At 47.2% G+C, this 26,526-nt stretch carries 27 protein-coding genes; 23 read left to right on the top strand and 4 right to left on the bottom strand.

All coding sequences use genetic code 11. The features are described from left to right. Positions 1 to 11: 11 nt before the first annotated feature. The 8 genes from QP794_RS04575 to QP794_RS04540 all read left to right on the top strand — a co-directional run bounded on the left by QP794_RS04575 (position 12) and on the right by QP794_RS04540 (position 8,307). On the top strand, positions 12 to 779 hold the full coding sequence (locus tag QP794_RS04575) for a type II secretion system F family protein (protein ID WP_285075220.1): 768 nt from the start codon (positions 12 to 14) through the stop codon (positions 777 to 779). A 12-nt stretch (positions 780 to 791) separates the two neighbouring features. Next, complete coding sequence (locus QP794_RS04570) at positions 792 to 1,661, top strand: type II secretion system F family protein (RefSeq protein WP_285075132.1); 870 nt, start codon at positions 792 to 794, stop codon at positions 1,659 to 1,661. 11 nt (positions 1,662 to 1,672) lie between these two features. Continuing rightward, complete coding sequence (locus tag QP794_RS04565; RefSeq protein ID WP_079350807.1) at positions 1,673 to 1,867, top strand: Flp1 family type IVb pilin; 195 nt, start codon at positions 1,673 to 1,675, stop codon at positions 1,865 to 1,867. Further along, complete coding sequence (locus QP794_RS04560) at positions 1,845 to 2,522, top strand: TadE/TadG family type IV pilus assembly protein (RefSeq protein WP_483311868.1); 678 nt, start codon at positions 1,845 to 1,847, stop codon at positions 2,520 to 2,522. Before QP794_RS04565 ends, QP794_RS04560 begins: the two co-directional genes overlap by 23 nt. Before the next feature lie 57 nt (positions 2,523 to 2,579). Continuing rightward, entirely contained in the window at positions 2,580 to 4,730 is a 2,151-nt protein-coding gene (locus QP794_RS04555; RefSeq protein ID WP_285075130.1) for a hypothetical protein, read from the top strand. A gap of 29 nt (positions 4,731 to 4,759) precedes the next feature. Beyond that, positions 4,760 to 5,809, top strand: coding sequence for a pilus assembly protein (locus QP794_RS04550; protein ID WP_285075129.1), 1,050 nt, complete (start codon positions 4,760 to 4,762; stop codon positions 5,807 to 5,809). An 11-nt stretch (positions 5,810 to 5,820) separates the two neighbouring features. Then, complete coding sequence (locus QP794_RS04545; RefSeq protein ID WP_285075219.1) at positions 5,821 to 6,330, top strand: A24 family peptidase; 510 nt, start codon at positions 5,821 to 5,823, stop codon at positions 6,328 to 6,330. A gap of 63 nt (positions 6,331 to 6,393) precedes the next feature. Then, the gene (locus QP794_RS04540) at positions 6,394 to 8,307 is read left to right on the top strand and encodes a DUF6382 domain-containing protein (protein WP_285075128.1); all 1,914 of its coding nucleotides are present in this window, start codon (positions 6,394 to 6,396) and stop codon (positions 8,305 to 8,307) included. Here the strand turns inward: QP794_RS04540 and QP794_RS04535 are convergent. Together QP794_RS04535 and QP794_RS04530 are read right to left on the bottom strand one after the other, a co-directional pair. Next, a complete protein-coding gene (locus QP794_RS04535; RefSeq protein ID WP_285075127.1) occupies positions 8,296 to 9,207 on the bottom strand; it encodes a TIGR01777 family oxidoreductase in 912 nt (303 codons plus the stop codon). The two genes, QP794_RS04540 and QP794_RS04535, sit on opposite strands and share 12 nt — an antisense overlap. A 142-nt stretch (positions 9,208 to 9,349) precedes the next feature. Further along, entirely contained in the window at positions 9,350 to 9,820 is a 471-nt protein-coding gene (locus QP794_RS04530; protein WP_285075126.1) for a DUF2621 domain-containing protein, read from the bottom strand. A 170-nt stretch (positions 9,821 to 9,990) separates the two neighbouring features. On the opposite strand from QP794_RS04530, the gene QP794_RS04525 reads away from it, so the two are divergent. Next, a complete protein-coding gene (locus QP794_RS04525; RefSeq protein WP_079350799.1) occupies positions 9,991 to 11,118 on the top strand; it encodes a deoxyribonuclease IV in 1,128 nt (375 codons plus the stop codon). A 22-nt stretch (positions 11,119 to 11,140) separates the two neighbouring features. Continuing rightward, positions 11,141 to 12,034 carry a formyltetrahydrofolate deformylase gene (gene purU / locus QP794_RS04520; RefSeq protein WP_285075125.1) on the top strand — a complete coding sequence of 298 codons (894 nt, stop codon included), beginning with the start codon at positions 11,141 to 11,143 and terminating at the stop codon, positions 12,032 to 12,034. A 77-nt stretch (positions 12,035 to 12,111) separates the two neighbouring features. Here the strand turns inward: purU and QP794_RS04515 are convergent, their stop codons facing one another. Then, positions 12,112 to 12,600, bottom strand: coding sequence for a hypothetical protein (locus QP794_RS04515; protein WP_285075124.1), 489 nt, complete (start codon positions 12,598 to 12,600; stop codon positions 12,112 to 12,114). 432 nt (positions 12,601 to 13,032) lie between these two features. On the opposite strand from QP794_RS04515, the gene tkt reads away from it, so the two are divergent. The 5 genes from tkt to QP794_RS04490 all read left to right on the top strand — a co-directional run bounded on the left by tkt (position 13,033) and on the right by QP794_RS04490 (position 18,480). Further along, positions 13,033 to 15,075: a transketolase gene (gene tkt / locus QP794_RS04510; protein WP_285075123.1), complete on the top strand. Its 2,043-nt coding sequence runs from the start codon at positions 13,033 to 13,035 to the stop codon at positions 15,073 to 15,075. Between the two features lie 142 nt (positions 15,076 to 15,217). Further along, positions 15,218 to 15,535, top strand: coding sequence for a pyrimidine/purine nucleoside phosphorylase (ppnP, locus tag QP794_RS04505; RefSeq protein WP_024629347.1), 318 nt, complete (start codon positions 15,218 to 15,220; stop codon positions 15,533 to 15,535). 186 nt (positions 15,536 to 15,721) lie between these two features. Beyond that, entirely contained in the window at positions 15,722 to 17,077 is a 1,356-nt protein-coding gene (locus tag QP794_RS04500; RefSeq protein ID WP_079350797.1) for a glucose-6-phosphate isomerase, read from the top strand. A gap of 162 nt (positions 17,078 to 17,239) precedes the next feature. Continuing rightward, positions 17,240 to 17,872: a YigZ family protein gene (locus QP794_RS04495; RefSeq protein WP_285075122.1), complete on the top strand. Its 633-nt coding sequence runs from the start codon at positions 17,240 to 17,242 to the stop codon at positions 17,870 to 17,872. Positions 17,873 to 17,877: 5 nt separating this feature from the next. After that, a complete protein-coding gene (locus QP794_RS04490) occupies positions 17,878 to 18,480 on the top strand; it encodes a TetR/AcrR family transcriptional regulator (protein WP_024629350.1) in 603 nt (200 codons plus the stop codon). Positions 18,481 to 18,669: 189 nt separating this feature from the next. On the opposite strand, the gene QP794_RS04485 is transcribed toward QP794_RS04490, so the two are convergent. Next, on the bottom strand, positions 18,670 to 19,071 hold the full coding sequence (locus QP794_RS04485; RefSeq protein WP_285075121.1) for a secondary thiamine-phosphate synthase enzyme YjbQ: 402 nt from the start codon (positions 19,069 to 19,071) through the stop codon (positions 18,670 to 18,672). 348 nt (positions 19,072 to 19,419) lie between these two features. Here QP794_RS04485 and cysT point away from each other — a divergent pair, with 348 nt between their 5' ends. The 8 genes from cysT to clpP all read left to right on the top strand — a co-directional run bounded on the left by cysT (position 19,420) and on the right by clpP (position 26,453). Continuing rightward, entirely contained in the window at positions 19,420 to 20,235 is an 816-nt protein-coding gene (gene cysT / locus QP794_RS04480; RefSeq protein ID WP_024629352.1) for a sulfate ABC transporter permease subunit CysT, read from the top strand. Then, positions 20,232 to 21,029, top strand: coding sequence for a sulfate ABC transporter permease subunit (locus tag QP794_RS04475; protein WP_285075120.1), 798 nt, complete (start codon positions 20,232 to 20,234; stop codon positions 21,027 to 21,029). Before cysT ends, QP794_RS04475 begins: the two co-directional genes overlap by 4 nt. 1 nt (position 21,030) lies before the next feature. Next, the gene (locus tag QP794_RS04470) at positions 21,031 to 22,095 is read left to right on the top strand and encodes a sulfate/molybdate ABC transporter ATP-binding protein (RefSeq protein ID WP_285075119.1); all 1,065 of its coding nucleotides are present in this window, start codon (positions 21,031 to 21,033) and stop codon (positions 22,093 to 22,095) included. 54 nt (positions 22,096 to 22,149) lie between these two features. Further along, complete coding sequence (locus tag QP794_RS04465) at positions 22,150 to 23,211, top strand: sulfate ABC transporter substrate-binding protein (RefSeq protein WP_285075118.1); 1,062 nt, start codon at positions 22,150 to 22,152, stop codon at positions 23,209 to 23,211. Between the two features lie 218 nt (positions 23,212 to 23,429). Then, on the top strand, positions 23,430 to 23,876 hold the full coding sequence (locus QP794_RS04460; protein WP_285075117.1) for a hypothetical protein: 447 nt from the start codon (positions 23,430 to 23,432) through the stop codon (positions 23,874 to 23,876). A 198-nt stretch (positions 23,877 to 24,074) separates the two neighbouring features. After that, positions 24,075 to 24,854 carry an MBL fold metallo-hydrolase gene (locus QP794_RS04455; RefSeq protein ID WP_285075116.1) on the top strand — a complete coding sequence of 260 codons (780 nt, stop codon included), beginning with the start codon at positions 24,075 to 24,077 and terminating at the stop codon, positions 24,852 to 24,854. Positions 24,855 to 24,986: 132 nt separating this feature from the next. Further along, entirely contained in the window at positions 24,987 to 25,853 is an 867-nt protein-coding gene (locus QP794_RS04450; RefSeq protein ID WP_285075115.1) for an RNA polymerase sigma factor, read from the top strand. An 18-nt stretch (positions 25,854 to 25,871) separates the two neighbouring features. Continuing rightward, positions 25,872 to 26,453: an ATP-dependent Clp endopeptidase proteolytic subunit ClpP gene (clpP, locus tag QP794_RS04445; protein WP_024629359.1), complete on the top strand. Its 582-nt coding sequence runs from the start codon at positions 25,872 to 25,874 to the stop codon at positions 26,451 to 26,453. Positions 26,454 to 26,526: the final 73 nt, after the last annotated feature.

Here is a 26,526-nt window from a genome sequence, read left to right as displayed (position 1 = left end):
GTTGGAAGGTGATGAATTTGGGCGAGGCCAGACAGGCCTTAACGGACTACACTGTCTATACGCTATCCCGGAGACAGCGGATGGTCTGCATGCTGATTAGTGGTTTGTTGTTCTTTGGCATAGGTATCCTGTTCTATCATCATTGGTTGGCCGGACTGATATTGTCTGCGGGGTGTATATGGGTTCCTAAACATTGGACCAAAGTGCTGCTAGAACGTAGAAGAATGACTCTAAGTTTACATTTTAAACAGGCATTATATGCGTTGTCCTCCGCGCTGGCTGCGGGAAAATCAGTAGAGAACGGTTTTAAGGAGTCAGTAGAAGATCTGCGCATGCTGAATCCTGAGGCGGATACAGATCTCATTCGTGAATTCACCATTCTGAGGACCCGTATGGAATATGGTCAGCCCATTGAAGAGGCACTGCAAGATTTCTCGGATCGCGCCAAAATTGAGGATATCACAAACTTTGCCGATGTGTTTATCACTTGTAAGCGAACCGGTGGAGACCTGGTCGAAGTGGTGAGGCGAACCTCTGCGGTGATTGGTGAGAAGCTGGATATTCAGCAGGATATCATGGTAGCGGTGGCGCAGAAAAAATTTGAATCCAAAGTGATGTTTGCCGCTCCGTTTATTTTTCTGATTTTTCTGAACTTTACGGCCAAGGATTTTATGGAGCCGTTATATAGCGGGATGGGATATATGATCTCCAGCGGGGCATTGGCGTTACTTGCCTGCTGTTATTTGTGGATTACACGCATTATGGATATCAAAGTATAAGGAGCTGACACGATGCTGCTTCCCGTTATTTTCGGAGGGGTGCTCGGAGCAGGGTGGCTGGTGCTTGATCGAACGCGAGGGCAGACCTACCGACATCTGCGCAAACTGGGTATGGAAGGATTACGTCTGAAGAAGCTGCATGGCCCCTTTTTGTTTTTACTGGACAAGTTCGAGGTGGGCCGTAGATTGCCTGTAATCATGTTCCGCATGCAGCACGCCATTCAGAAAATGTATGGCATACAGCATAGTGGCGAGAAAACAATGCTCTACTGTGCTGAAATGCTGACTTATTCGTGGCTGATGTTGCTCGTAGGCTGCCTTTTGTCGCTCGTTGGGGATATGGGGCTTGGCGGCATGGTAGGTGGACTGGCATTGGGTGTTGCACTACCCTTTGCACTATATAAAGACCTTAACACCAAAGTGCAGCGAAGAGACCAGGATATACTCATGGAGCTGCCAGAGTTATTGAACCGAATTGTCTTACTGGTTGGAGCAGGAGAAACGGTACAGCGTGCCATTGTTCACTGTGTAGCCAGTCAGGGAGAACGTGATCATCCCCTCTACAACGAGCTACGAAAGACAGTTGGGGATTGGAACAACGGTTATTCGTTTCAACAATCGTTTGAACAGTTCAGTCGCCGCTGTGGTGTGCAGGAAGTGACGATATTTACAACAACCGTGCTGCTGAATTTCCGGCGAGGGGGAGGTGACTTTGTATTGGCGCTGCGGGATCTGTCCCATGTGTTATGGGAGAAACGCAAGGCCGTTAGTCGGGCTAAGGGAGAACAGGCTTCTTCCAAACTGGTGTTTCCGATGGTGCTGATCTTTTTTTCGATTGTGGTGATGATTGGGGCACCTGCTTTTATGATGATGAATATGTAGGAGGAATTGGGATGCTGGACTTAATGAAAAGCAAGGTAACTGGATTTTGGAAGGAAGAGGATGGGCTTGGAACGCTGGAGCTCATTCTGATCATCGGCGTTATTATCATTATTGCATTGATATTCAAGAATCAAATTTCAGCATTAATTACGAGCCTGCTTAGTAAAGTGGACACGAAAAGTAATGAATTTTTCCCGAGTAAGTAGATTGAAAAAGGAAGAAGGGAGCTTCACCATTGAAGCCTCCCTGGTCTTCCCTATCGTGTTGTTTATTCTCGTGTTGCTTTTATTTTTCTCCATGTACATGTATCAGAAGACATTTCTGAACCAGCATGCGTATGCAGCTTCTGAACGTGCAGCCTACAGCTGGGACAATAGCCACAAGCAGGCGATGACAGGTGAGGTTGAGGCTGGGGAACATGACAACTTGAACTGGAGATTGACCGATGATCGATTGCTCGGAGCACTGTTTGGTTGGGCGGGAGCGGACAATGAGGTTATTGTTGCTGTACCGGCGGGAGAAGGCGGAAGCCTTTCGGAAAAGAAACTTTCCCAAGCGGCACAAGGCATGCCTTCTGGCATGAATGGAACGATTGAATACCAGAACTCGCTGATCCAGCGAAAAGTAACGACCAAGCTGGAGCAGGTGATTTCCTTACCCCTGCCTTCTTTTTTATTTGATTCAGGTAACAGTGTATTAACACAGGGATCATCTGCGGTTGTAGAGCCGACAGAATTCATCCGAACGGTGGATCTGGTCCGTTATTATGCAGCCAAATTCAAAGGCAAGGGCGGAGCCGCAGCCAGTACTGCCGCTGAAGCAGGACAGGTTGTGCAGCATTTTGGCAAAACCAAAAAATGAGGAAAGGAGGAGGAAACGCTGTTCAGAAAAAAAGACGGTGAATCAGGAGCTGTAACCGTGTTCTTGATCTTGATTTTGGCTGGAATCTTTATGTTTGTTTCCATTTTCATTGATTATGCACGTATTGCTGCTTTCAAAGTACAGGCAGAACGAATGACGCATGCCGCGATGAGATCTGTGATGTCAGCCTATGACACGTCCCTGCGGGAGTATGGTCTGTTTGGATACGGTGACAGCAGTGGTGAGGCCATTATGGCCAAGGTGCTGAATGATAGTGTGAAGCCCTCGGCTGTAAAAGATGGATTTCCTATTCTGGATATCCAATGGGATACGACTTCACTGAGCATGGAGCGTGAGCTGGGCAGGTATGATATTTTTAATCGACAGATTCAAGAGGATATGAAATATCGAGCGCCAGTTGATTTTACCCTGGAAGTAGTCAATCGTTTTAAGCCGATGTCGGAAGAGATGAAAGAAGTTGCTCATACCGTGGATTTGCTAAAAAAATTGCAGAAACTGTATGACAAACGTGAGGAATTACTGGATGAAGCAATAGCCAATCAGACGGAGTCGGCTGAAAAGCTGAAGGCTCTTCCGGCTTTGATCATGAACCCGCCTTCCTCTGCGATATACGATGAGATGCTGAGAGACACACCAGAGACAGCCACTGAGGTAGCAGCACGATATGCGGATTATCTGAACAAGAAACAAATGGATGAAGGACTGCCCTTCAACCAGCAATCGTATATGCTGGAGCTGGCTCGTTATCGTACAGGCGCGGGGAATGTGACAACAGGCATAAGCATGATCATACAGCCAGCAATGCAGGCTCACCAGGCGAAATTGGAGGAAGCACAAGTCAAGATTGAAGAAGCTCGCAAGATCAATGAGGAAATGAAGCGGGTAATCGCTGAAGGGGAGAACCGTTCACAGAATGCCAGTTACGAAAAAGTAGGCAACTCAACGCTGCCTGGGACGAGCCCTCCGTCTACTGGATCGGGTAGTGAAGCCAAAAGTACACGCTCCCTTGCTTCGGAACTTTTAAGAGCTGATACGCTGTTCGATCAGTTAAACGCACGTATACGCTCGCAAAATTCGGATTTTACCAATGTCAGAAATGACAGCATGGAGCTTAATACACAGCTTCGCACTGTTACGGTGATGAGTGGTGTTTCCATTAAACCAGTGGTTAGACAGGCTAGTCAGGTAACGGAACGATACATGGACACTTACGTGAGAAGTGGACCCTCCAATGTCATTCTTCAAAGTAAACAGCAGCTGGAGAGCGGTCGCGGATCTGATGCCCAGCGTAAAGCGAATGACAAGGAATCCAAAGGGAAGTTGAAGGATGTTAAACGGATTTTGTCGCAGATTGAAAAGGGAAGCTCTGGATCAACGGAAGCTTTCAAACAGCTGGAAGAGTACTACAACGCCAACATGGCTTTTAACAAAGCGAGCCGGGAGGAAGCCAAAAAGGCAGAGATTGCTGGCGATCCGTATGAATCTGGTGGTGACGCCATGAACGGAATGGACAGTTTGTTCAGCGGCATGTCCGGTCTGCTGGATAGCCTTGGCGATGAATTGTTCCAGAATGAGTATGCACTGGCGTATTTTAATTCAATGGATTTTGGACAACTGTTCAACTGGACTCAAGGTAGCGGAGATTCTGGTGAAGTATTCAAACTGGAGAATCAGGAACTGGAATACATCGTCTATGGTTTTCATAATCCTTCGGGCAACATTGCTGCTGCATATGCGAAGATCTTTGGTATGCGTCTTGCCATTCGAACAGCAGAAGGATTAATTGAGAACAGCAAGCTCGGGAATCCGCTTCTTGTACTATCTGCTGCCATTTTATATGGAATTACAAACGCTATAGCAGATATGGTGAAGTTGGCTAAAGACGGTAGTGTGGAATTGTCTAAATATATCAAGGTCAAGCTTACCTACAGGGATCATCTCCGATTGTTCCTTTTAATGCATAGCAACAATGAACGCAAAATGTCCAGAATGTTGGCTTTGATCAGGTTAAATACGGGCGTGAACCCGGACGAGAAGCAGACCTATGCCTCGGGAAATATGCGCAGCAGTATCAAGCTGTGGTTTTTGCCGGGAGTCACCAGAAGTATAGGTGCTGTCATGGGTAGTGCTGACCAGGTAGAAGATGGGCGATTTTTCATTGATCGGAAGGCCGATTATTCCTATTAAATAATCCGGGTCGTTTCGGTGGAGGGATTATGGATAAGCAGCATCAGCAGGAAAAAGTTTTGGCATCTTTGCACAAACGACTAACACGAATAAACAGACTGGAAAGATTGAAATTCCTGAATAAGCAGACACGTTTTCTCCAAAAGTTGCGTTCTCCAAAAAGGGAACAAGGCAGCATTGTTTTGGAAGCCTCACTGGTTTTGCCTGTATTTCTGTTCTTTGTCATGTTCCTGATTTATATCGTACAGATGACTTTAGTATCGACAGCGTTGCAGAGCACGGCAGGAGAAGCGGTAAAGCAGTTATCCACTAAGATATATCCGGTCTCTCTTGTATTCACGCCCTCTGATTCCGCTGGTAGTGGAGGCTCGGAGGGTGGATGGAAAATACCTGAGCTGTCACTGACGGAATGGGCCGAAGAGTATGCCTCTTCACTACCAGAGCCGCTAAGCGATTGGGTACGTGCAGCCGCTGCCAGAGGTGAACAACCGTTACAGGAGATCAAGACATCCGTACTTGAGACCGTGCTTGATCCAACTGTTAAACCGTTACTTCAGCCATTTATTAATACTTCTGTGCTGGATATTGAACGTGTTCATGTTAACGGTATTTCCATACCTGATCTCAAAAATAAAACGAATCCCTACTTCCGGCTTGAACTGAGCTATGAATTGCCTGTTAAAGTCCCCTTCCTAGGAAAATCTTTACGCATTCAAGCGGCAGCAGCAGAACGGGTATGGATCGGAGATACCGGAGAAGGTTCCAGCAGCAGTGGAGGAGACGCGGATTCCGCAGGAGCTGCAACCATTTTATCCAAACCGGATCCGGCATACATAGGCAACAATGCGACGATTAAGGTTAAAGTGGAGCCCGGAGCTACAGCGAACTTGACGATATTTTACAAGTCCGGAGAAAGTTCGGCCAAGCATATTGGATGGGCGACTGCCGATGAAAATGGTGTGATCGAGTGGAACTGGTTTGTAGGAACACGTACAACGGAGGGCACATGGACGTTTGTGGTGGAGACAGCGGAGGGTGCCAAGACGGTTACTGAGTTTAATGTAGCTTCCAGAAAATAATAAAGGAGATGATGGAGGTGCAGTGGTTTTACCTGGCCTGTGGTCTTTATGTGATTGCAGCTTTTGTTACAGATGTTCGTTCGATGAAAATTCCCAATCGTTTGACATTACCAGTGACTGTCGCGGGAGTACTGACCCATACTATCTGGGGAGGATGGGAGGGGGTTCTGTTCTCCGCAGCCGGGTTCGCGGTTGGGTTCGGTGTGTTGTTCCTAATGTATATGATCGGTGCAGTGGGTGCCGGAGATGTTAAATTGTTTGGAGGCATTGGCGCCTGGACTGGGCTGGCCTTCGGCGTTCACGTTATTATTTACTCCGTTTTGTATGCAGGGGCAATTGGATTAGTCATTCTCTTGTTCCGCAGAGATTCGGCGAAGCGGGTACGGGCCATGGCAGGAAATCTTGCTGGTTTCTTCATGCTCGGTTCGCTCAAGCTGGTCAATCAGGAAAAGACATTAAAGTTTCCTTTTATGCTGGCCGTATTGCCCGGATTTATTAGCGCCTATATCTACATGTCTTAATAAGAATTTAATAAGATGTGGGAATTGTGAATTATAGCTTATTAACGGAAAGAGAGGATTGACATGTATGGATTAACGAGAGATTTCATTCGAAACGGCGGATCGTTTATGGTTTTGGAGAAAGCGGAAGGGCTGCGTATGGACGAACTGAGCCGTGTGCAGATGGGCATGCTGTCTTCCAATCAAATTCCAAGGCTTCTTCCCGTTCATATCCGCGAGGTGGATCGAATTGTAACGTTACAGTATGACATTTCAGGGTATAAGATGTTACCTCAGATGTTAAAGTCAGGAAAAATCAAATTACGCGTGTTATATGGTCTATTGTTTCAATTGGCAGACACGTTTACGGAATGTAGACAATATATGTTGGATTCACGTAAATTACAGATTCAGGAAGAGTACATATTTATTAATGGTTCACTGGAAATGGGAGAACTTGGATTGGTATACATCCCGATTGTTGATGCGGTTGAGGTTGATCCGACCCCTCAGCAATTCCGTGAACTGGTTATCAGGCTAATGGCCCATGTTCAGGAGCTCCAAGGCGAAGGGATTCAGCGTGTCCTCCAGCTATGTGACAGTGAACAATGGGATATCAGACAGCTGCGTGAACTTTTGCTTGAGTTATATGCAGATGAGCAGAACGGTTCTGGTTCTGGCCAGGCATCGTTTATGTCTTCGCGTGGGTCATTCGGGTCAACTGACAGTGAGTTAGGAATGCCAATCTCTGCAATTCCAGAGCGGGGAAATGAGCCGTTTTCAAAGAGAAGTGGGCAAGATCAGTATCGTCAATCGGATGGAAATAGTGAAGCTGAGCAGCAATTGAAATCATTCCAGCAACCAAGAGTAACTACTATAGAGGATGACAAACCGCTTAACAAACCCTTTTCAGGATTTTCGGGCAGACGTTCACCGATAGAGTCCTCATTGCAATCAAAAGGTGTTACGAATCCGTCACAGCGCCAAACATTTGATTCATTACAGGACGATGATATGGAAAAGGACGAAAAGCAAGCATCCTCCAAAATGACTTATATTCTTCTGGGCTGTATGATTGCCATGGCGCTGGTATGGAGATTCATCTATATGGAGCAACCGGGTCAGACACAAATGATTCTATCCGCAGCATTAAGTGCTGGGTTGCTTGGGATCGCGGGTTGGGCGTGGGTAACTAAAGGGAAATTCGAAAATTCGAAATCCAATCTGCTGCGCAAAAAGATTCCGAATGAAGAATATGCAGATGGCGAATTACAGGAGGGCTCATCTAATAAGCGATCTGCTTTATTCGGCTTGGGCAGAGGCAAAGATAAACAAGAAAGTGAAGAAGAGATGTTTCAGGAGAGCTGGCGTTGGAACGCATCTGAAATGTCACCAGAAGGTAATGCGAATGCACAAGGTTACACGAGTCAACAGAGGTCTGGTGATATGCAGAGTCAGAGTGCTCAATCAGAGCGGAGGCATTCTTTTGAATCCAGGTCATCTGTAGAAGATAATTCTCGCTTTCAAAATCTACATATACCATCCGAAGCTTCTGAAGAACCTTTCGTTCAGCATGCTATCGAAGCCACTGCTGCAACATCGGAGCTCATCCATCATCATGCGGCGGCTGATGCAACTGTAAACTTGCAGAGTGTTGCCGGAGGAATTACAGGAGCAGGTCCAGTGATACCTTCATTTTATCTTGAACGCAGATCAGCAACAGGGGATAAAAATGAACGGATGGATGTCCGTGGAGCCTCTTTTGTCATTGGCCGATCCGCGGATATGGTCCAGTGGGTGGATTCATCCACCGGCGTGTCCCGTGCTCATGTGGAATTGAGCCGGAACAAATCGGGCTATGTCATTAAGGATTTGGGTTCTGTGAATGGAACCATTCTCAAGGGCAATGTCCTTGCTCCGTACAAAGAATATCCACTGGAAGATGGAGATACCTTTACGTTGGCTGAGTCTGTTTACACGTATCGATCAGTCGGATAGACCCCGGTGTTTCAGATCTTCCAGTGCTTCGGTCAATGTAGGGAAGGTAAACCGGAATCCGTGATCCAACGCTTTTTGCGGGATAACCCGCTGTCCCTGAAGCAGCACGACAGAGAGTTCTCCAACCAGTGTTTTGATCAGAATTCCGGGTACGGGGAACCAGTGCGGACGATGATACACTTTGCCTACCGTGCGTCCGAATTCATCGTTGGTAACCGGGGTGGGCGAAGAGGCGTTCACCGGACCAGAAATTTGTTTGTTATGGATTGTGAAATCAATCAAACGCACAATATCCATAATGTGAATCCAACTGGTCCACTGTTTGCCACTTCCCACTCTGCCCCCAACACCAAGCATATAAGGCAGTTTCATTAATGGGAAGGCACCTTTTTTATGACCAAGCACGAGGCTAACGCGAATCTTCACAAGTCTCACATGTTTGATGGCATCGGCAGCAACTTCCCATTGTTCCGATACGCGGGATGGAAAATTCATCGATTGTTGTGGACTGCTCTCATCAAAGGTTTTCGAAGCAGAGGTGCCATAGATTGCCATGGCAGATGCCTGTACGACCACCTCCGGTTTATGTTCCAGTGAATCTATCAATTTAGCTACGCGTGCTACAGTGGTCACTCTTGATTCCACAATCTCCAATTTTGCCTTGGTTGTCCAGCGTTGATTCAACGTTTCCCCAGCAAGATTCACCATTGCATCCATTCCTTCCAGCAAATGAGGCTGTTCCTCCACCTGTTCCCATGAGATATAGGTAAGATTTTGGCTGGGATTATGTAAATTCGGAAGTTTGCGTGTAATAACTTTCACATGATGGCCGGCCTGAAGCCAGTAATCAACGAGCGCTCCTCCGACAAAACCGGTACCTCCGCAAATCGCAATCTTCATCTTGGCGACCTCCTTGTTAGGTTGACTGTACTGACATGTATTCTCGGATCGGCAAACAGCCCCGAATGGTAAGCACTGCCTTGCTGGGAATGACTTACCTGACGGAGCATAGCAAAATACATGTTCTGCTGAAATCCATGATCTATTTATTCATCAAATGTTTATAAGGCGAATAGTCAATTTGGTTCTTCTCCAGAAATTTGACCAAAAACTTATTATCCCGCTTTGGTGTGGCTATAATGTATCCTTTAATGCAATGATCTCTGGATACTTCAGGCGCATTATTTTCGAACGCAATTTTGCCGATTTCTGCCGCGATGGAATGTTTGGCGATATCTCGAAATGGTCCAGGTACGGGCTCTACAAGCTGGTCGAGAAAAGCCTTAGCTTCATCAGTCCATAAATGACGACTGGTCTCCACCCAGTGATTCTGCCAATCGAGTTTTGACTTCCCATCAGCCTTCGGAAGCACTTTCAAAAACTTTCGCATCATAAAAAATCCGCCAACACACATACTTCCAAGCAAAAGAACGGTCCAGAATGCAATCGTGTTCATAAACCAATTACTGGGGGAACTACTGGTCAACGTCAAAGCGTAGGAGCCGAAAATCATTGCGGAGTCACCTCGGTTTATTGATTTTCACGGAAAGACGGATTCCGCCCACCCATGTTCCAAATTACAGCTGTAAAAAATAGTCTATATCCCGAATTATAGCGCATTTCTAGATTTATTTCGATAATCGCGTTAGAATAAGGAATAATTCAGAAAAAGGGGGATTAATGATGCTGAAAATCGGCTCCCATGTGTCCTTTTCGGACAAGGGGTTATTGAGTGCAACGAAGGAAGCGTCCTCGTACGGTTCCAGTTCGTTTATGATATATACGGGTGCACCGCAAAATACCCGCCGCAAGCCTATTGAGTCCATGTATATTGAGGAAGGCAAGCTTGCGATGCAAGAGGGCGGAATGGAAGATATCGTTGTCCATGCGCCATACATTATTAACCTCGGATCATACAAAGAAAACACGTATGAACTGGCCGTAAGTTTCCTTCAGGAAGAGATTCGTCGTACACATGCGATTGGTGTCAAAAATATCGTGCTGCATCCCGGCGCATTTACGGACAAGGATGCTCACTACGGCATCGGACGTATTGCTGAAGGATTGAATGAAGTGTTAGACGGTGTAAAAGAGACGGATGTCAATATCGCGCTGGAAACGATGGCTGGCAAAGGGACTGAAATGGGCCGCAGCTTCGAAGAGATCGCTCAGATCATGGAGAAGGTTACACACAATGAACGCCTTACCGTATGTATGGATACATGTCACATTCACGATGCAGGTTATGACATTGTAAACGACCTGGACGGTGTTCTTGAACAATTTGATCGTACGGTAGGGCTTGACCGCATTGCCGTAATGCATATTAATGATAGTAAGAACCCTGTAGGTGCGCACAAGGACCGTCATACACCGATTGGCTCTGGCTGGATTGGTTTTGAGGCAATTAACCGCATCGTGCATCATGAAGCTCTGAAGGGCCGTCCGTTTATTTTGGAAACGCCTTGGATTGGTAAAGATGCCAAAACGCAGCGTCCAATGTATGAAGCGGAAATCGCGTTGCTTCGCGGGGATGTTGCTGGTCGATTTGGCCCCGAGTTCCTGACAGAAGTGGAACAACTGCATCATTTCTTCAAAGGAAAAGAGATTGAGTCCCGTTCGTACGTTCTGGATGTTTGGACGCTGCTCAAAAATGATGCCAAAGCCAAAAAAGCCGACCCGCGTGAACCGTTGGAACGTCTGTATGACCTCGTGGCTGAAGCCGCATTGTTCCCGCATTTGAATGAAGAACAACTGAATCATCGCTTGATTGCCTGGCTTGCAGGAAAAGAACTGCTCGTTCTGGCATAGTTGAAGGAGGAAGAATAACCCGATGGAGATTCACGCTAAACAAGTACGTCCTGATGTTAAAAACCGCGCCGATCGGGCGCGGATGCTCATTTCCTGTCCGGATGGACCTGGAATTGTTGCAGCAGTTTCCCATTTCCTGCACCAGCATGGTGCAAACATTGTTCAGTCGGACCAGTACACCATGGACCCGGCTGGCGGTATGTTTTTTATGCGGATCGAGTTCGATCTTCCACAATTGTCGGCGAACCTGCCCAAGCTGCAAGCTGATTTTGAAGAAGTGGCTAGCCGTTTCAAAATGGATTGGAGTCTTTCCGCTGTTAGCCGCAAGAAGAAACTGGCCATTTTTGTATCCAAGGAGGATCACTGTCTGGTCGAGCTGTTGTGGCAATGGCAGGCTGGCGATCTGGATGCAGACATCGCACTTGTCGTGAGCAATCATCTGGATATGAAGGACTATGTAGAATCATTTGGCATTCCTTATCATCATATTCCGGTTACAGCGGATACGAAGAAGGAAGCGGAACAGCGCCAACTGGATGTGATTGGTGATGATATCGATGTAATCATTCTTGCGCGTTACATGCAGATCATTTCCCCAATGTTCATTGAGCATTACCGTAACCGCATCATTAATATTCATCACTCGTTTTTGCCTGCCTTTGTCGGCGGTAAACCGTATGCCCAAGCGTACAACCGCGGTGTCAAAATTATCGGTGCGACGGCTCACTATGTTACGGAAGAGCTGGATGGCGGACCGATTATTGAGCAGGACGTACAGCGTGTAAGCCACGGGGATGATGTAACCGAGTTGAAGCGCATTGGACGTACCATTGAGCGTGTTGTTCTTGCCCGTGCCGTCAAATGGCATGTTGAAGACCGTGTACTGGTTCATGAAAATAAAACCGTTGTATTTTAAGCTAATGCTTTAATACTGCGCAAGGTTGATTCGGAAAGAGATATACTTTTATTCCTAAAAAAAGAAAAGGCGATTCCCTATTCGTGTCTGAACGGGGGATTGCCTTTTTGGTTGTGTCGCCATATATAACCGCATAAACCAACGACCACGCCAAATAACAGATGCCCTGCCAGCCAGTAAAGGATCGCTTTTACATCATACAGATCAGGCACACGACTCGATAGCTGGGAGAGCGGAATATACAGCAGGGAAGAGAGTGTGCCAATCAGCACGCCTTTGGATATCGGATGACCCGAACGCTGAATCCACCAGATGTACAAGATGCCGAGGATTATGGAAACGATAAGATGCAGCACAAATTCGATGTATTCGGGTAATGTTGGCGGGAGCCAGGGAACAAAATCGATGTTCAGCAGCAGGGTATAGACTTTTACACCGGTGTAAGCCTGTATGGCCTTTAAAAAGAATCCAAGTACAAGACCTGATGTGATCCCTGTTAAAATCCCGGCTTTCCAGGGTAATATGTGCTTTAACGACTTTGTTGACTTAGCAGAATGATTCAGCATAAGCGAATCCTCCTTTTGATATGAAGTTTAGCCTGATGTGCACAAAAGTCCGATTTTCCAATTATGATCAAGGATCATTATATGCAAAATCAACATCAATATCTAAAAAGAGTATGGTTTTCCGCTTAAAGGTTATACTTCATCCGATGGATTTGCGATGCTGGCTGAGCTAGAAGATATACTGAAATGCTCAGTATGACACTCTTTTTGCGCAACTGGAAACAAATCCCTCGTCACAAACAGCCGAATTTTCCCGATCTTCTAAAAGAAGGTTATGGAAAACCTTCACGCCAAGTGATACAATACAAAAGTGAATAAGTCAAAATGAAACACTCAAGCGGATTCACTTATTGTGAAATTCGGTTTGCTTGTATGATGAGAGGGATTCGCTTGCGCAACCCGACTTATCTAAAGACATGAGGAGGACAAACCATGACTGACAAGAACGAAGCGATTCAAAAGGAAGAAAACAACACCATCGACAATCTGTCAATCACTACCGTACGTACACTGGCGATTGATGCAATCGAGAAGGCAAATTCCGGACACCCGGGAATGCCTATGGGCTCCGCTCCAATGGGGTACCAACTTTTTGCAAAAACGATGACACATAACCCGGACCACCCAACTTGGGTTAACCGGGACCGTTTTGTCCTGTCCGCAGGACATGGCTCCATGTTGCTGTACAGCTTGCTTCACCTGAGCGGGTATGACCTGCCTATGGATCAACTGAAACAGTTCCGTCAATGGGGAAGCAAAACGCCGGGTCACCCGGAATTCGGACATACTGCAGGTGTTGATGCAACAACTGGACCACTGGGTCAAGGTATTGCAATGGCAGTAGGTATGGCTATGGCTGAAGCTCAACTGGGCGCAACATACAACAAAGACAAATTCAACGTAATCGACCACTACACGTATGCAATCTGTGGTGACGGTGACTTGATGGAAGGCGTATCCCATGAATCAGCTTCCCTGGCTGGACGTTTGCACCTGGGCAAATTGATCATGTTGTTCGACTCCAATGACATCACATTGGATGGTAAATTGAACCTGTCTTCTTCTGAAAGCATTGCGAAGCGTTTTGAAGCTTATGGCTGGCAAGTGCTGCGCGTTGAAGATGGTAACGATCTGCCTGCAATCGAAAAAGCGATCCAAGAAGGTCAAGCAGATACACTGCGTCCTACACTGATCGAAGTTAAAACTGTTATTGGTTATGGTAGCCCGAACAAACAAGGTAAAGGCGGCCACGGCGGTACTCACGGATCTCCACTGGGTTCAGACGAAGCCAAATTGACTAAAGAATTTTACAAATGGGTTTACGAGGAAGATTTCCACGTACCAACTGAAGTTCGCGAACACTTTGCACAAGTGAAAGATCGTGGTATCTCTGCAAACAAAGCATGGGACGAGAAATTGGCCGAGTACAAAAAAGCATTCCCTGAGCTGGCAGCTCAATTCGAAACAGCAATCAATGGCGACCTTCCAGAAGGTTGGGATCGCGATCTGCCTAAATATGCAGCAACAGACAAAGCGGTATCTACTCGTGTAGCATCCGGTAATGCGCTGAACGGTTTGGCTCATAACGTGCCACAACTGACAGGCGGATCTGCTGACCTGGAAAGCTCCACAATGACTCACTTGAACAATCTGGAGAACTTCTCACCAGAAGATTATTCCGGTCGCAACATCTACTTCGGTATCCGTGAATTCGGTATGGCTGGAGCAATGAACGGTATGGCACTGCACAGTGGTGTGAAAGTATTCGGAGGTACATTCTTCGTATTTACAGACTATCTGCGTCCAGCTGTTCGTCTGGCTGCCCTGATGGGTCTGCCTGTGACGTATGTTCTGACTCACGACAGTATCGCTGTTGGTGAAGACGGTCCTACTCACGAACCAATCGAGCAACTGGCATCCCTGCGTATCATTCCTAACCTGACGGTTATTCGTCCGGCTGACGGTAATGAAACTTCTGCAGCATGGGCTTATGCGCTTGAGAACAAGAGCAATCCGGTTGCACTCGTACTCACTCGTCAAAACCTGCCGATTCTGGAAGGTACCGTTGAAGGTTCCCGTGAGAACGTGAAACGTGGTGCGTATGTTGTCTCTGATGCAAAAGAAGGCAAAGCTGTGGCCCAAATCATCGCAACAGGTTCCGAAGTGCAACTGGCTGTCAAAGCCCAAGCAGCACTTGCTGAACAAGGTATCCAAGTTCGCGTAATCAGCATGCCGAGCTGGGATCTGTTCGAGAAACAGGACAAAGCATACAAAGAATCCGTCCTGCTTCCGGATGTTAAAGCTCGTCTGGCGATTGAAATGGCTCATCCAATGGGCTGGGAAAAATATGTCGGCGACCAAGGCGACATTCTCGGAATCAGCACATTTGGTGCATCCGCGCCTGGCGACCGTGTTATCCAAGAGTATGGTTTCACTGTGGAGAACGTGGTTAGTCGCGTGAAAGCATTGCTGTAATAGCATGAAAAATGCTGCCAGGAGGGACAGTTTAATTTCTGTCCTGCCGAGCAGCAAGTGATTTCCGGCAGAGAATGGGCGGGTAACCGCCCTGATCTGTTTTGCCTTTTGTTTTCATTAACTTCAGGGGGAGCGGGTACGCATGTCACAGTTTGATCAAGTCAGTGTAGTCAAAGAGGCCAACATTTATTATGAAGGCCAGGTAACGAGCAGAACAGTTATTTTGGGGGATGGCAGCAAGGTGACTCTGGGCATTATGCTTCCAGGCAATTATGAGTTCGGCACAGATTCCCGTGAGATTATGGAGATTCTGTCCGGCGATCTGAGAGTATTGCTTCCCGGAGAAGCAGATTGGCAAGAGATTCAAGGTCAAGCTACGTTTCACGTGCCTGCCGAATCCAAATTTAAACTGGAGATACGCAGCGTTACCGACTACTGCTGTTCGTACCCGGCGGAATAATACAAGAAGGGTAACCAGAACCGCTACTCGCGGATTCGGTTAACCCTTTTTGCTTCTTAAACTCTTACGACAAAGTTCGGGCTGCAAGCTTGTCAGTCCTGTGGATTTGAAGTATCCTTAGGCTAAGTTGTTTCGAATGGAAAACGGAAAAAAATACGCTACCGATATCAGGAGGTTTTATAGATCATGGCAAAAAAAGTGAAGTTTGACTACAGCACAGCTCTGCAATTCGTCAATCAGCATGAAGTGGACTATTTCGCTGAACCGATTCGTTTGGCTCACGAGCAGCTCCACAACGGAACAGGTACAGGATCGGATTATCTGGGCTGGATCGACCTGCCTACCGCTTATGACAAAGAAGAGTTCTCCCGTATTCAAAAAGCGGCTGCCAAAATCCAAAGCGATTCCGAAGTACTGATCGTTATCGGTATTGGTGGATCATACCTGGGTGCTCGTGCAGCGATTGAAATGCTGACACACTCTTTCTACAACAACCTGCCTAAAGAAAAACGCAAAACGCCTGAAATCTATTTCGCAGGAAACAACATTAGCTCCACATATGTAACTCATTTGCTGGATCTGGTTGAAGGCAAAGACTTCTCGGTTAACGTCATCTCCAAATCCGGTACTACAACGGAGCCAGCGATTGCTTTCCGTATCTTCCGTGCAGCACTGGAGAAAAAATACGGTAAAGAAGAAGCTCGCAAACGTATCTATGCAACAACAGATAAAGAGCGCGGCGCACTGAAAAAACTGGCGAATGAAGAAGGCTATGAATCCTTCATTATCCCGGATGATGTAGGTGGACGTTACTCCGTTCTGACGGCTGTAGGTTTGCTTCCAATCGCAGCAGCTGGCATTAGCATTGAGGAAATGATGCAAGGTGCGGCTGATGCTTCCAAAGAATACAGCAACCCGAACGTAGCTGAGAACGAAGCATATCAATATGCAGCTGTTCGTAACGCGTTGTACCGCAAAGGTAAAGGAACAGAAATCCTCGTGAACTACGAGCCATCCCTGCACTTTGTATCCGAATGGTGGAAACAGCTGTTTGGAGAGAGTGAAGGTAAGGACTATAAAGGGATCTATCCTGCATCCGTTGATTTCTCGACTGACTTGCACTCCATGGGTCAATTCATTCAAGAGGGTAGCCGGAACATCTTCGAAACCGTCATTCAGGTTGCTGAAGTATCGGAGCATATCTCGATCGAAGCGGATCCGGATGATCTGGATGGTCTGAATTTCCTTGAAGGTAAAACGATGGACTTTGTTAACAAAAAAGCATTCCAAGGAACACTGCTTGCACACACCGATGGTCAAGTACCAAATCTGATTGTGAACATTCCAGATATGTCTCCATATTCTTTCGGATATCTGGTATACTTCTTTGAAAAAGCATGCGGCATTAGTGGTTACCTGCTCGGAGTCAATCCATTTGACCAACCAGGCGTGGAAGCTTACAAGAAAAATATGTTCGCTTTGCTGGGCAAACCAGGCTTTGAAGAAGAGAAAGCAGCGCTGGAAGCGAGACTTTCCGAATAATTCATCGGTCTGCTCATATAGCTAAATAAGGTAATGTAACTACATTCGGGGAGTCTTTGTCAAAGCAATGGGTTCCCGAATGTTAAACCAAGGCAGTTCGTCCGCGTCCGCGCGGGGAACTGCTTTCTTGTAAAATGGATCAAATTGGAAAGTTGGATAGGGATGATTGAACGTTATCGCACGGTTCGAGGACCGGGCAACCTGGAAATTGTAATCAAGAAGTCGCGATTTATCGGTACTATTATGCCGGTCACGACAGAAGAAGAAGCCAATGCGTTTATTGATGAAATCAAGAAAAAACATTGGAATGCCACTCATAACTGCTCGGCTTACATGATTGGTGAGCGGGATGAGATCCAGAAGCAATCCGATGATGGGGAACCAAGCGGAACCGCGGGGAAGCCCATTCTTGAAGTGATCAAAAATCAGCAATTGAAAAATGTGGCTATCGTAGTTACACGTTACTTTGGGGGGATCATGCTCGGAGCAGGTGGGCTAATTCGCGCTTATACGGATGGAGCAGTTGCAGCCATTGAAGCGGGGGAAGCGGTTACCAAAGTGCTTCATCGTGAAGTTTTTGTTGAACTGGATTACACATGGCTGGGCAAAGTGGAAAATGAATTAAGGAGCCGGGAAGTCCGTACAGGTGAAACTGGATTCACCGATAAGGTTACGTTGACTTGTCTTCCGCCGGATAGTGAAGCCGAGGCATTTGTAGCCTGGATCACAGATTTGACGCAAGGGCAATCCCGGATCACGGAGGGACAGCGGCTTTATTTTATTGAAGGGGAATAAAATATATGGCTAGAAGAGCAGTCGAACAGGAGTTGTCGAGGGAGCGGATACTGGAGGCGGCGAGGCATCTTTTTATTACCAAAGGATACCGCGCCATTTCGATGCGAAGCATCGGCCAGCATCTGGGCTATAGTCATGGGTCGCTGTATTATCATTTTAAAGAAAAGGCGGAGCTGTTTTATGCCATTGTGGTTGAAGATTTCAATCATCTGGGGCATCTGCTGCTGCAAGCCATGGTCAGGCCAGTCGTGGGCGGCGTGAGCAAGGTGGAACATATCATGATGGAGTTTATTCGTTTTGGTTTGGAGAATCCGTATCAGTACGAGATCATGTTCATGATTCGGGATGAGGAATTGCTATCGTATTGTCGTACGGAGCAAGGAAGATGCTTCGAATTGTTTGCCTCTATTATTCGGCAATACATGAATGAAGAGGGCTGCACAGAAGAGGATATTCAATGTGTACCACGTACACTGTTTTTGTCTATGCACGGATTCATATCATACTATATTCAGGATCGTTTGACCTTTTCAGAGATTGAATCGGCTGCGTTATCTCATGTCAAAGTACTCTGTCGAAATCTCCAACACCAGCCTGGCGTCCAATAAGGCGCTTTTGTCGCACTCCTATACTTCAGGGCGGTGAATTGTCATAACATTAATTCTTTATAACGTTGTCTCGCGAAAGTTTTTAAGCGAAGAAGACCAAGACAGGCGGATTACATCCCGGAAATAGGGTGGACCGCCTGTTTGTTTTATTATTTTGATGAAGAATAGTTGGACATGGGTGTAAATGAACTATCCTTCCATGATTTTAAGGAAATATTCCCGTTGACGAGGACCGTCAAATTCGCAAAAATAGATGCCCTGCCATCTGCCGAGCACTAATCTGCCCTCATGTATGATCACCGTTTGTGATGCTCCGGTTGTGATCGATTTCAAGTGAGATGCCGTATTTCCCTCCGCATGGCGATATTCGGGATGCTCCCAAGGGTACACTTCGTTCAGACGAAGCAGTACGTCATGTTTGACATCCGGGTCAGCATTCTCGTTAATTGCAATGCCTGCTGTCGTATGTGGACAGTAAATCAATACCGTTCCATTTTGCACGCCACTCTCACGGACAACCTGCTCCACTTCCCGCGTAATATCTTTCATTTCATCCCGTCTGGAAGTCGATAAATTCTTCGTATATAACATATTACTCCCACTCCTTTTGCTCCAAATTAGTCCTCTAGATTGTACCTTAACCATTACATAACAAACAAACCAGGAAGCTTGCGGATAACAGCGATTGGAAGGTTGTTCTGGCTGCGTAGCGGGCAGGAAATTTTTTATTAATTCGATCACATAGCTGCCCCAATTTTATTCCATAAAAGCATTGACGATTAGCACTGCAAACTGGTAAAGTATCAGATAAGCAAAAAAACCAAGTAGACTAATGGGAATAATGTTGAAGTAATAAAATCCAACTTAGGAAAAAGGTTGTATGGAAGCAGGAAGACTGCCGACCGGACATAGAACCGGAGGCTGGGAGGGAATGCAGCAATGAATACCGTTCTTCGTCATAAGGGATGGACTTGGGGATTCCGTAGTACCGTATTGTTATATTTTATCGTACTCATTGTACTTCCAATCATCGGTGTGTACGTCAATTCCTTCTCAGAAGGATGGAGCAACTTTATCCAAAGCATCATGGACCCTATTGCGTGGAAAGCCGTGCTCTTAACGATCCGGCTGGCCGTTATCGCAACGGTGATTAATGTTATTCTGGGAACCATGATAGCCTGGGTGCTAACACGTTATCGCTTTTTCGGGAGGTCATTCCTTAACAGTCTGGTAGATCTTCCTTTTGCATTGCCAACAGCCGTTGGTGGACTGATGATTATGCTGCTCCTGGGTCCGGTTAGTGCCATCGGAAAACTGGCGGAATCCATGGGGTTTGAAATTGTGTTTCACCAGCCTGCGATTGTGATCGCGATGACCTTTGTTACGTTTCCTTTTGTCATCCGTGCGGTGCAGCCTCTACTTGAAGAGATCGATCCTTCGGAGGAAGAGGCATCCTACACGATGGGAGCATCGAAGGCGCGCACGTTCAGGCAGGTCATTCTACCGTCCATGGCTCCGGGCATGATTAGTGGGGGGATGCTTGCATTCTCCAGAGCACTGGCTGAATTTGGCGCTGTTGTGCTGGTGGCAGGCAATATCCCGGGAAGAACTTTGACGGCTTCCGTATTCATATATGGCGAGATCGAAAGTGACAATCCAACCGGTGCTGCTGCGGTATCCGTACTGCTCTTAACACTCTCTTTCCTGATCCTCTGGCTCATTAATCTGGTGCAGATGCGGGGGAGAAGACGATGAGGCGACTATTAATCGGGCTGACTTTTGCGGTGTTCATTGTACTGCTGATCATCCCGCTTGGACGAATTGTTATTGGTGCATTTGAAGACGGGGCAGGAGGTTTCCTGGAAGGGCTGTTGCGCCCCGAGGCGCTGCATGCCCTGATGATGACAGGACTTGTTGTACTTGTCGTCACACTGTTAAATACATTGTTTGGCGTAATGATGGCTATCTATCTGGTCCGCGCTGGATGGCTGAGTGATCGGGTAAAAGGGCTGCTGAACAGCATCGTGGATCTGCCCTATGCCGTATCCCCAGTCATTGGCGGATTGATGATTGTATTGCTGCTGGGACCTAACAGCATTATGGGCGCTTTTTTTGAAGGGATAGGATTCAATGTGGTGTATGCCTTCCCGGGCATGGTCATAGCAACGTTGTTTGTCACTTTTCCACTGATGGTCCGAGAGGTGATGCCTGTTTTGCAGGAGCTGGGATCTCAGCAGGAAGAGGCTGCATCAACGCTTGGTGCATACGGCTGGAGAACGTTCTGGAGTGTTACCTGGCCTTCCATTCGTTGGGCGGTAGTATACGGTCTTGTGTTGACGGTTGCCCGCTCGCTTGGAGAATTCGGTGCGGTGCTGGTTGTATCGGGTAACATTATGAACAAAACACAAACGGCAACAACGCTGGTATATCAGGATGTTGAGAATTTTAACGTTGCTGCCGCAAATGGTGTGGCATTGGTACTGGTAACCTTTTCCGTCGGGCTGCTGCTTATGATGGAATGGGCCAAGAAGCGAAAGGAAGTGCATTGAGATGCATGTGGAAGTCCGTGATCTGAACAAACATTTCGGTGATTTTCATGCGGTAAAAGATGTCTCATTCGATATTGCCAAAGGCCATCTAATCGGTTTGCTGGGCCCCAGCGGAGGTGGGAAAACGTCCATTCTGCGCATGCTTGCGGGACTTGAGAACCCGGGTTCCGGGGAGATTCGTTTTCACGGAAAGGTCGTAAACCATCTGCCTCCGCAGGAGCGTGGGATCGGATTTGTATTTCAGAACTATGCCTTGTTTAAACATATGACGGTATTTGATAATATCGCCTTTGGACTCAAGGTCAAAAAGACTCCCAAAGCTCAGATCCGTGATCGGGTCATGGAGCTTGTGGAGTTGACTGGACTAAAAGGTTTCGAACAGCGTTATCCGCATCAGTTGTCTGGTGGACAGCGTCAGCGTGTTGCTTTTGCCAGAGCATTAGCTCCGGAGCCACAGCTGCTGCTGCTGGATGAACCGTTCGCCGCCATTGATGCCAAGATCCGTCAGGAACTTCGTTCATGGCTGAGAGAGCTGATTGAGCGGGTGGGCATCACTTCGATCTTTGTAACCCATGACCAGGATGAAGCGATTGAAGTTGCCGACGAAATTATGATTATCAGCCAAGGACGATTAGAACAGAAGGGCACGCCATGGGATATTTACAAAAACCCGGAGACACCTTTCGTTGCCACATTTATCGGGGAATCTACCGTCGTGGAGGACGCTTCACAGCTCAAGGGCTTTGATCATGCGGTGGAAGGGGAACGCACACGTGCACTGATCCGGCCTGAGTATATCGAGATTGGTTTGAAAAACGAGTTTAGCATGCTGTCCGCTACTGAAAAGGGTACCGTCAAACACCTTCATTTCCGTGGAAGTGAATGGATGGTAGAAGTGGAAGTTGAGGGCCATAAACTCATTACGTATCGTTCTCTGGAGAAAACAACCTTGCAAGTCGGTCAACAGATTCGTGTGCTCGTACATCGTGCATATCTGTTCAATGATACCCATAGCTGGGTTGTTGAGAATCGGTTGAAAGAAGATCCAATGCCAGTCATCATCTAATCAGAAGATCATTTGATTCAGTAAAGTTTAGAATTTTGGAGAGAGGTGCTGCCCATGCAGACGAGGAAGAAGAAAGCCATACCTATATATGTTGTCCTCATGCTTCTGCTCGTCTGCATGACCGTTGGATGTAGTAAGCAGGAGGATGCGGGCGGACAGAACGGAACCTCGACAGGCGACCAATCAAACACATTGGTTATCGGTGCTTACAGTGTAGCCAAAGATGCCGTTGGAGAGTTGCTGCCCGAATTCCAAGCGGTATGGAAGGCGAAGACCGGACAGACTGTTCACTTCCAGGAATCCTATGAAGCCTCCGGCACACAAGCCAGAGCGATTGTGGGTGGATTCGAAGCTGATGTAGCGCTTTTGGCAATGGAAAGTGATATCGACAAGCTGGTCAAAGCCGATCTGGTCAGTTCCAATTGGAAACAGGCACCAAATGATGGCATGATCACCCGTTCGATCGTCGTTCTGGGTACAAGAGCAGGCAACCCGCTGGGGATTCGCGATTTTGAAGATTTAACCAAGCCGGGTGTTAAGGTGCTCTATCCCAATCCGAAGACGTCAGGCGGAGCCCAGTGGGATATTAATGCCATCTATGGTGCAGGATTGAAGCTGTCTGAGGAGCAAGGAAAGAAAGATCCTGCCGTGGCTAAAGCCTTTTTGGAAAAGGTGCATGAGAATGTCGAGTCATTGGATAAGAGCGGTCGTTCTTCAATGGCGGCATTTGAGTATGGCGTGGGGGATGTTATCGTCACGTATGAGAATGAATTGCTTGCCCGGATTGCGAAGGGTGTAAATTATGACATCGTGGTTCCCAAAAACACGATCCTGATTGAAAATCCAGCGGTTGTCGTAGACAAATATGCGGATAAACATGGCAACCGTGAATTGGCTGAGGCCTTTATAGCGTATCTGCGTACGCCGGAAGCACAGCGCATTTTTGCCAAGCATGGTTTCCGTTCGGTAGACCCTGAAGTGTTTGCAGAAACGAAGTCCTCGTTCCCTACGCCTGAAGGTCTGTTCGATATAAACTACCTCGGCGGATGGGATAAGGTACGCAGCACACTGTATTCCAAACGAGGCGTATGGTACCAGGTGTTGGCAGGGTTATAGTGTTTGCGATCCCGACCTTCATTTCACTCTATCCAGTGAGGTGGAGGTTTTTATATTATCAGGGAGAACACCGACCCATCCGCTCGGGGACGGGATGAAGAACCGGAGTGGATGGAAGTTTCGCCAGGCCACTTTGTATCTGGCTATCAGGACAGGATATAATGAATTAGGAATATCCATGGAATAATGATATATAGTGACAGGAAGGTGTGAGTTGGATGAGTGCTGAGTTTAAGTTGTCCCAAAATACAGCCATTCTGCTGGAGCAGGCTCGTAGCAAAGGCATGTCAAATGCAGCTTTGTTGGAAGCGATACAGGCCAAAGATGTTGCTGCGTTTGATGCCGTGTCTGAGGAGCACTACAGTTATGATGATTTTTTCTCCTATGCGGACGAGCATGGCGAGAATCTGGAAGGTGCGGTTAAAGACGGCTACCGGATTACCTTTAATACTCGTGGTGGTCTGGGGATCTACTTGCAAAAGTCTTTCGGATTACAGCCGGAGCAAGACTTCACTGTTGGTGAAGGCATCGTCACCGGGTTAAAATTAAAATCAGAACAGGCAGATGTACTGGCCAAACGCCTTGCATCGAATTGGGTCATTACCGAGTCAAAGGAAGTGCCTGAAGGTCAGGAATTGACGTTGAAGCTGCGGGCTTTGATCTAGCTGATAGCGAAACAAAGGATATGAAGTTGGACTGCTAAATGTCAGAAAACAGAGACGGTCCCGTTTGCAGTGAATAACTGCGCGGGAGGGTCTTTTTTTGCAAAAACAGAGGTGGGAGATTACAATTTACATATCATGGATCGGATAGAATATAAATTGGGAATGCATTGCTTCCGGGATAGAGAGGGGACTTTCATAATGAATCAGCTAACATTTCTGGGAACCGGGGATGCGATGGGTGTTCCGCGGGTGTATTGTGATTGTGACGTCTGCACAGAAGCACGGCTTACGGGAATCAACCGCCGCAAACGCTCTGCTGTTTTGATCCATGGAGATGGCGAGCACGAACCTTTCATGATTGACTGCGGACCGGACTGGAGGTCACAGATGGAAGACCTCGGGATGCGGATGGTGAAGACGCTGCTGATCACTCATGCACATTTCGATCATATTGGAGGCTTGCCGGAATGGGCTGATGCCTGTCGCTGGTTGGGTGTAAAAGGGCAGTTGTATGCACCACGGGAGGTAATTGCGACCATCCAGAGTCAATTTCCATGGCTTGGTCGCCATATGGATTTTCTGGAAACGGATGATGATATCGAGCTTGGTGGATGGAAGGTGCACTCCTGGAAAGTTTGCCACGGTCATAATGGCTATTCGTATGCGTATCGACTGGAACGTGAAGGATACACCTGGGCATATTGCTCGGATGCTATTGATTTGAAGGCTTCGGAGAAGCAGCCATTGTACGGATTGGACCTGTTGGTCCTTGGAACGAGCTTTGTTCATGAGCTTGCGGAATTCTCCACACGCTCGGTGTATGATATGGTTGAGGCACAGGAGCTGTTGCGGGAGTTGAAGCCGGGTCAGACTTATTTTACACATATGTCTCACGACGTTGATGTACGCAAGAATTATGATCTGGATCAGGGGATTACGCTGGCACTTACCGGTCTGCAGGTGAAGCTGGGAGAATAGGATAACCATCTGAAAATAAATTCAGAAGAGCGTATCCTTTGCCGGAGGTTCTTCGTTTACATAGTGTAAGGCAATTACAGCAAGTGAATTGAAGCAAGATCAATCAGGAACCAACAAAGGGGGGCCCCAAACATGGCCTTTGTGAAGTCCGTGGATTGCAGAATCAACAGACCACATGATGATAAACCGATTGAACCATATAGCCATTACGGTGTCCAAACCGGATATACGTTAGAGCAAACGATTGAAGCTGCGCTGCCGAACCTGCTGGGCTCATTGTACGCCTACTGCATGTCATTAACTGGTTCAGTCTGGGAGACGGAGGATCTGGTTCAGGATACCTGTGTTAAAGCACTATCCTCTTCAGCTGCCCGAAGAACGGGAATGACAGAGGACATGAACTGGGAAGCCTATCTCATCCGTATTGCACGCAACACCTGGATTGACGCTATACGGAAGCGTGAGAACTTGGCGAGCAAACTGGAAAGTATGAAGCCATTTATGCAAGAATTTGAGGAAGAAGAGCGATTCGAGGAAGTGGAGTCCGCTGTTCAGATCCTTGTGAATGAACTGCCACCGTGGCAGCGAGCGATATATATGTTACGTGATTTGATGGGATACACGACGGTAGAGACTGCTGAACTGTTGGACACGACGGAAGGAGCGGTTAAAGCCGCCTTGAATCGTGCCCGTTCTGCACTGGCTAAAGTGAGACACAGCCTGAACGAAGCGGATTCTGATCAGACAAATCAAGCGGATGAGAATCAACAAAATCGGGAGGAACTGCGCAGTTATTTACTGGCATTCCGCAGCGGTGATACAGCCCGTTTAATTGATCTATGCCTGAATCAGACCGATGATCCGATGGCTGTGGCGGGAACGATTTTGCAGCAGACTCTGCCGTCTCAATCGATGCAACCCGTGATGTACAGTTATTCAAGCTCCGGTACGAATTCCATGTCGTATGGGGGAGGATATACGGTCAGCATGGTTGCATAAACCGGGGAGGCAAAATGAATGAACGTGGTACCTTATGTTGTTGAACAGACAGCCCGCGGAGAGCGGAGCTATGATATTTATTCCCGTTTGCTGAAAGATCGAATCATTATGGTATCCGGGGAAATTGAGGATCAGATGGCCAATGCGATCGTGGCCCAATTATTGTTTCTGACCGCAGAGGACCCGGAGAAGGATATCCAGATGTATATTAACAGTCCAGGTGGCTCCGTCACCGCCGGTTTCTCCATCTATGACACGATGCAATTCGTGAAGCCTGACATTTCCACGATCTGCACAGGCATGGCGGCCAGCTTTGGTACGATCCTGTTGGTTGGTGGAACAAAAGGGAAACGGCTGGCGCTGCCGAACAGTGAAATCATGATTCACCAGCCGCTTGGCGGTACGCGAGGGCAGGCATCGGATATGCTGATTCACGCCAATCGGATTATCCAACATCGTCAGCGCCTTAACAAGCTGCTTGCCGATCATACAGGACAGCCGATGGAGCGGATTGAAAAGGATACCGATCGAGATTACTTCCTGACTGCGGCAGAAGCCGTGGAGTATGGACTGGTGGATAAGGTTATATCCAGTTCGTAGGCTGCTTGCAGATAACAGAAACGCTGATTAGTATAACATAATAGGACAGAGTAAACGCAACAGCCCGAAAGGT

This window comes from Paenibacillus sp. UMB7766-LJ446, assembly GCF_030226665.1.
Lineage (GTDB): Bacteria > Bacillota > Bacilli > Paenibacillales > Paenibacillaceae > Paenibacillus > Paenibacillus vandeheii.
The sequence above is the reverse complement of the archived record's forward strand: the minus strand, read 5'-3'. Positions and strand labels throughout refer to the sequence as shown.

Excerpts from the sequence above, each read along its gene's own strand:
- QP794_RS04575 (WP_285075220.1), top strand. The coding sequence starts at position 12 with ATGAATTTGGGCGAGGCCAGACAGGCCTTAACGGACTACACTGTCTAT.
- QP794_RS04570 (WP_285075132.1), top strand. The coding sequence starts at position 792 with ATGCTGCTTCCCGTTATTTTCGGAGGGGTGCTCGGAGCAGGGTGGCTG.
- QP794_RS04565 (WP_079350807.1), top strand. The coding sequence starts at position 1,673 with ATGCTGGACTTAATGAAAAGCAAGGTAACTGGATTTTGGAAGGAAGAG.
- QP794_RS04560 (WP_483311868.1), top strand. The coding sequence starts at position 1,845 with ATGAATTTTTCCCGAGTAAGTAGATTGAAAAAGGAAGAAGGGAGCTTC.
- QP794_RS04550 (WP_285075129.1), top strand. The coding sequence starts at position 4,760 with ATGGATAAGCAGCATCAGCAGGAAAAAGTTTTGGCATCTTTGCACAAA.
- QP794_RS04545 (WP_285075219.1), top strand. The coding sequence starts at position 5,821 with ATGGAGGTGCAGTGGTTTTACCTGGCCTGTGGTCTTTATGTGATTGCA.
- QP794_RS04540 (WP_285075128.1), top strand. The coding sequence starts at position 6,394 with ATGTATGGATTAACGAGAGATTTCATTCGAAACGGCGGATCGTTTATG.
- QP794_RS04535 (WP_285075127.1), bottom strand. The coding sequence starts at position 9,207 with ATGAAGATTGCGATTTGCGGAGGTACCGGTTTTGTCGGAGGAGCGCTC.
- QP794_RS04530 (WP_285075126.1), bottom strand. The coding sequence starts at position 9,820 with ATGATTTTCGGCTCCTACGCTTTGACGTTGACCAGTAGTTCCCCCAGT.
- QP794_RS04525 (WP_079350799.1), top strand. The coding sequence starts at position 9,991 with ATGCTGAAAATCGGCTCCCATGTGTCCTTTTCGGACAAGGGGTTATTG.
- purU (WP_285075125.1), top strand. The coding sequence starts at position 11,141 with ATGGAGATTCACGCTAAACAAGTACGTCCTGATGTTAAAAACCGCGCC.
- QP794_RS04515 (WP_285075124.1), bottom strand. The coding sequence starts at position 12,600 with ATGCTGAATCATTCTGCTAAGTCAACAAAGTCGTTAAAGCACATATTA.
- tkt (WP_285075123.1), top strand. The coding sequence starts at position 13,033 with ATGACTGACAAGAACGAAGCGATTCAAAAGGAAGAAAACAACACCATC.
- ppnP (WP_024629347.1), top strand. The coding sequence starts at position 15,218 with ATGTCACAGTTTGATCAAGTCAGTGTAGTCAAAGAGGCCAACATTTAT.
- QP794_RS04500 (WP_079350797.1), top strand. The coding sequence starts at position 15,722 with ATGGCAAAAAAAGTGAAGTTTGACTACAGCACAGCTCTGCAATTCGTC.
- QP794_RS04495 (WP_285075122.1), top strand. The coding sequence starts at position 17,240 with ATGATTGAACGTTATCGCACGGTTCGAGGACCGGGCAACCTGGAAATT.
- QP794_RS04490 (WP_024629350.1), top strand. The coding sequence starts at position 17,878 with ATGGCTAGAAGAGCAGTCGAACAGGAGTTGTCGAGGGAGCGGATACTG.
- QP794_RS04485 (WP_285075121.1), bottom strand. The coding sequence starts at position 19,071 with ATGTTATATACGAAGAATTTATCGACTTCCAGACGGGATGAAATGAAA.
- cysT (WP_024629352.1), top strand. The coding sequence starts at position 19,420 with ATGAATACCGTTCTTCGTCATAAGGGATGGACTTGGGGATTCCGTAGT.
- QP794_RS04475 (WP_285075120.1), top strand. The coding sequence starts at position 20,232 with ATGAGGCGACTATTAATCGGGCTGACTTTTGCGGTGTTCATTGTACTG.
- QP794_RS04470 (WP_285075119.1), top strand. The coding sequence starts at position 21,031 with ATGCATGTGGAAGTCCGTGATCTGAACAAACATTTCGGTGATTTTCAT.
- QP794_RS04465 (WP_285075118.1), top strand. The coding sequence starts at position 22,150 with ATGCAGACGAGGAAGAAGAAAGCCATACCTATATATGTTGTCCTCATG.
- QP794_RS04460 (WP_285075117.1), top strand. The coding sequence starts at position 23,430 with ATGAGTGCTGAGTTTAAGTTGTCCCAAAATACAGCCATTCTGCTGGAG.
- QP794_RS04455 (WP_285075116.1), top strand. The coding sequence starts at position 24,075 with ATGAATCAGCTAACATTTCTGGGAACCGGGGATGCGATGGGTGTTCCG.
- QP794_RS04450 (WP_285075115.1), top strand. The coding sequence starts at position 24,987 with ATGGCCTTTGTGAAGTCCGTGGATTGCAGAATCAACAGACCACATGAT.
- clpP (WP_024629359.1), top strand. The coding sequence starts at position 25,872 with ATGAACGTGGTACCTTATGTTGTTGAACAGACAGCCCGCGGAGAGCGG.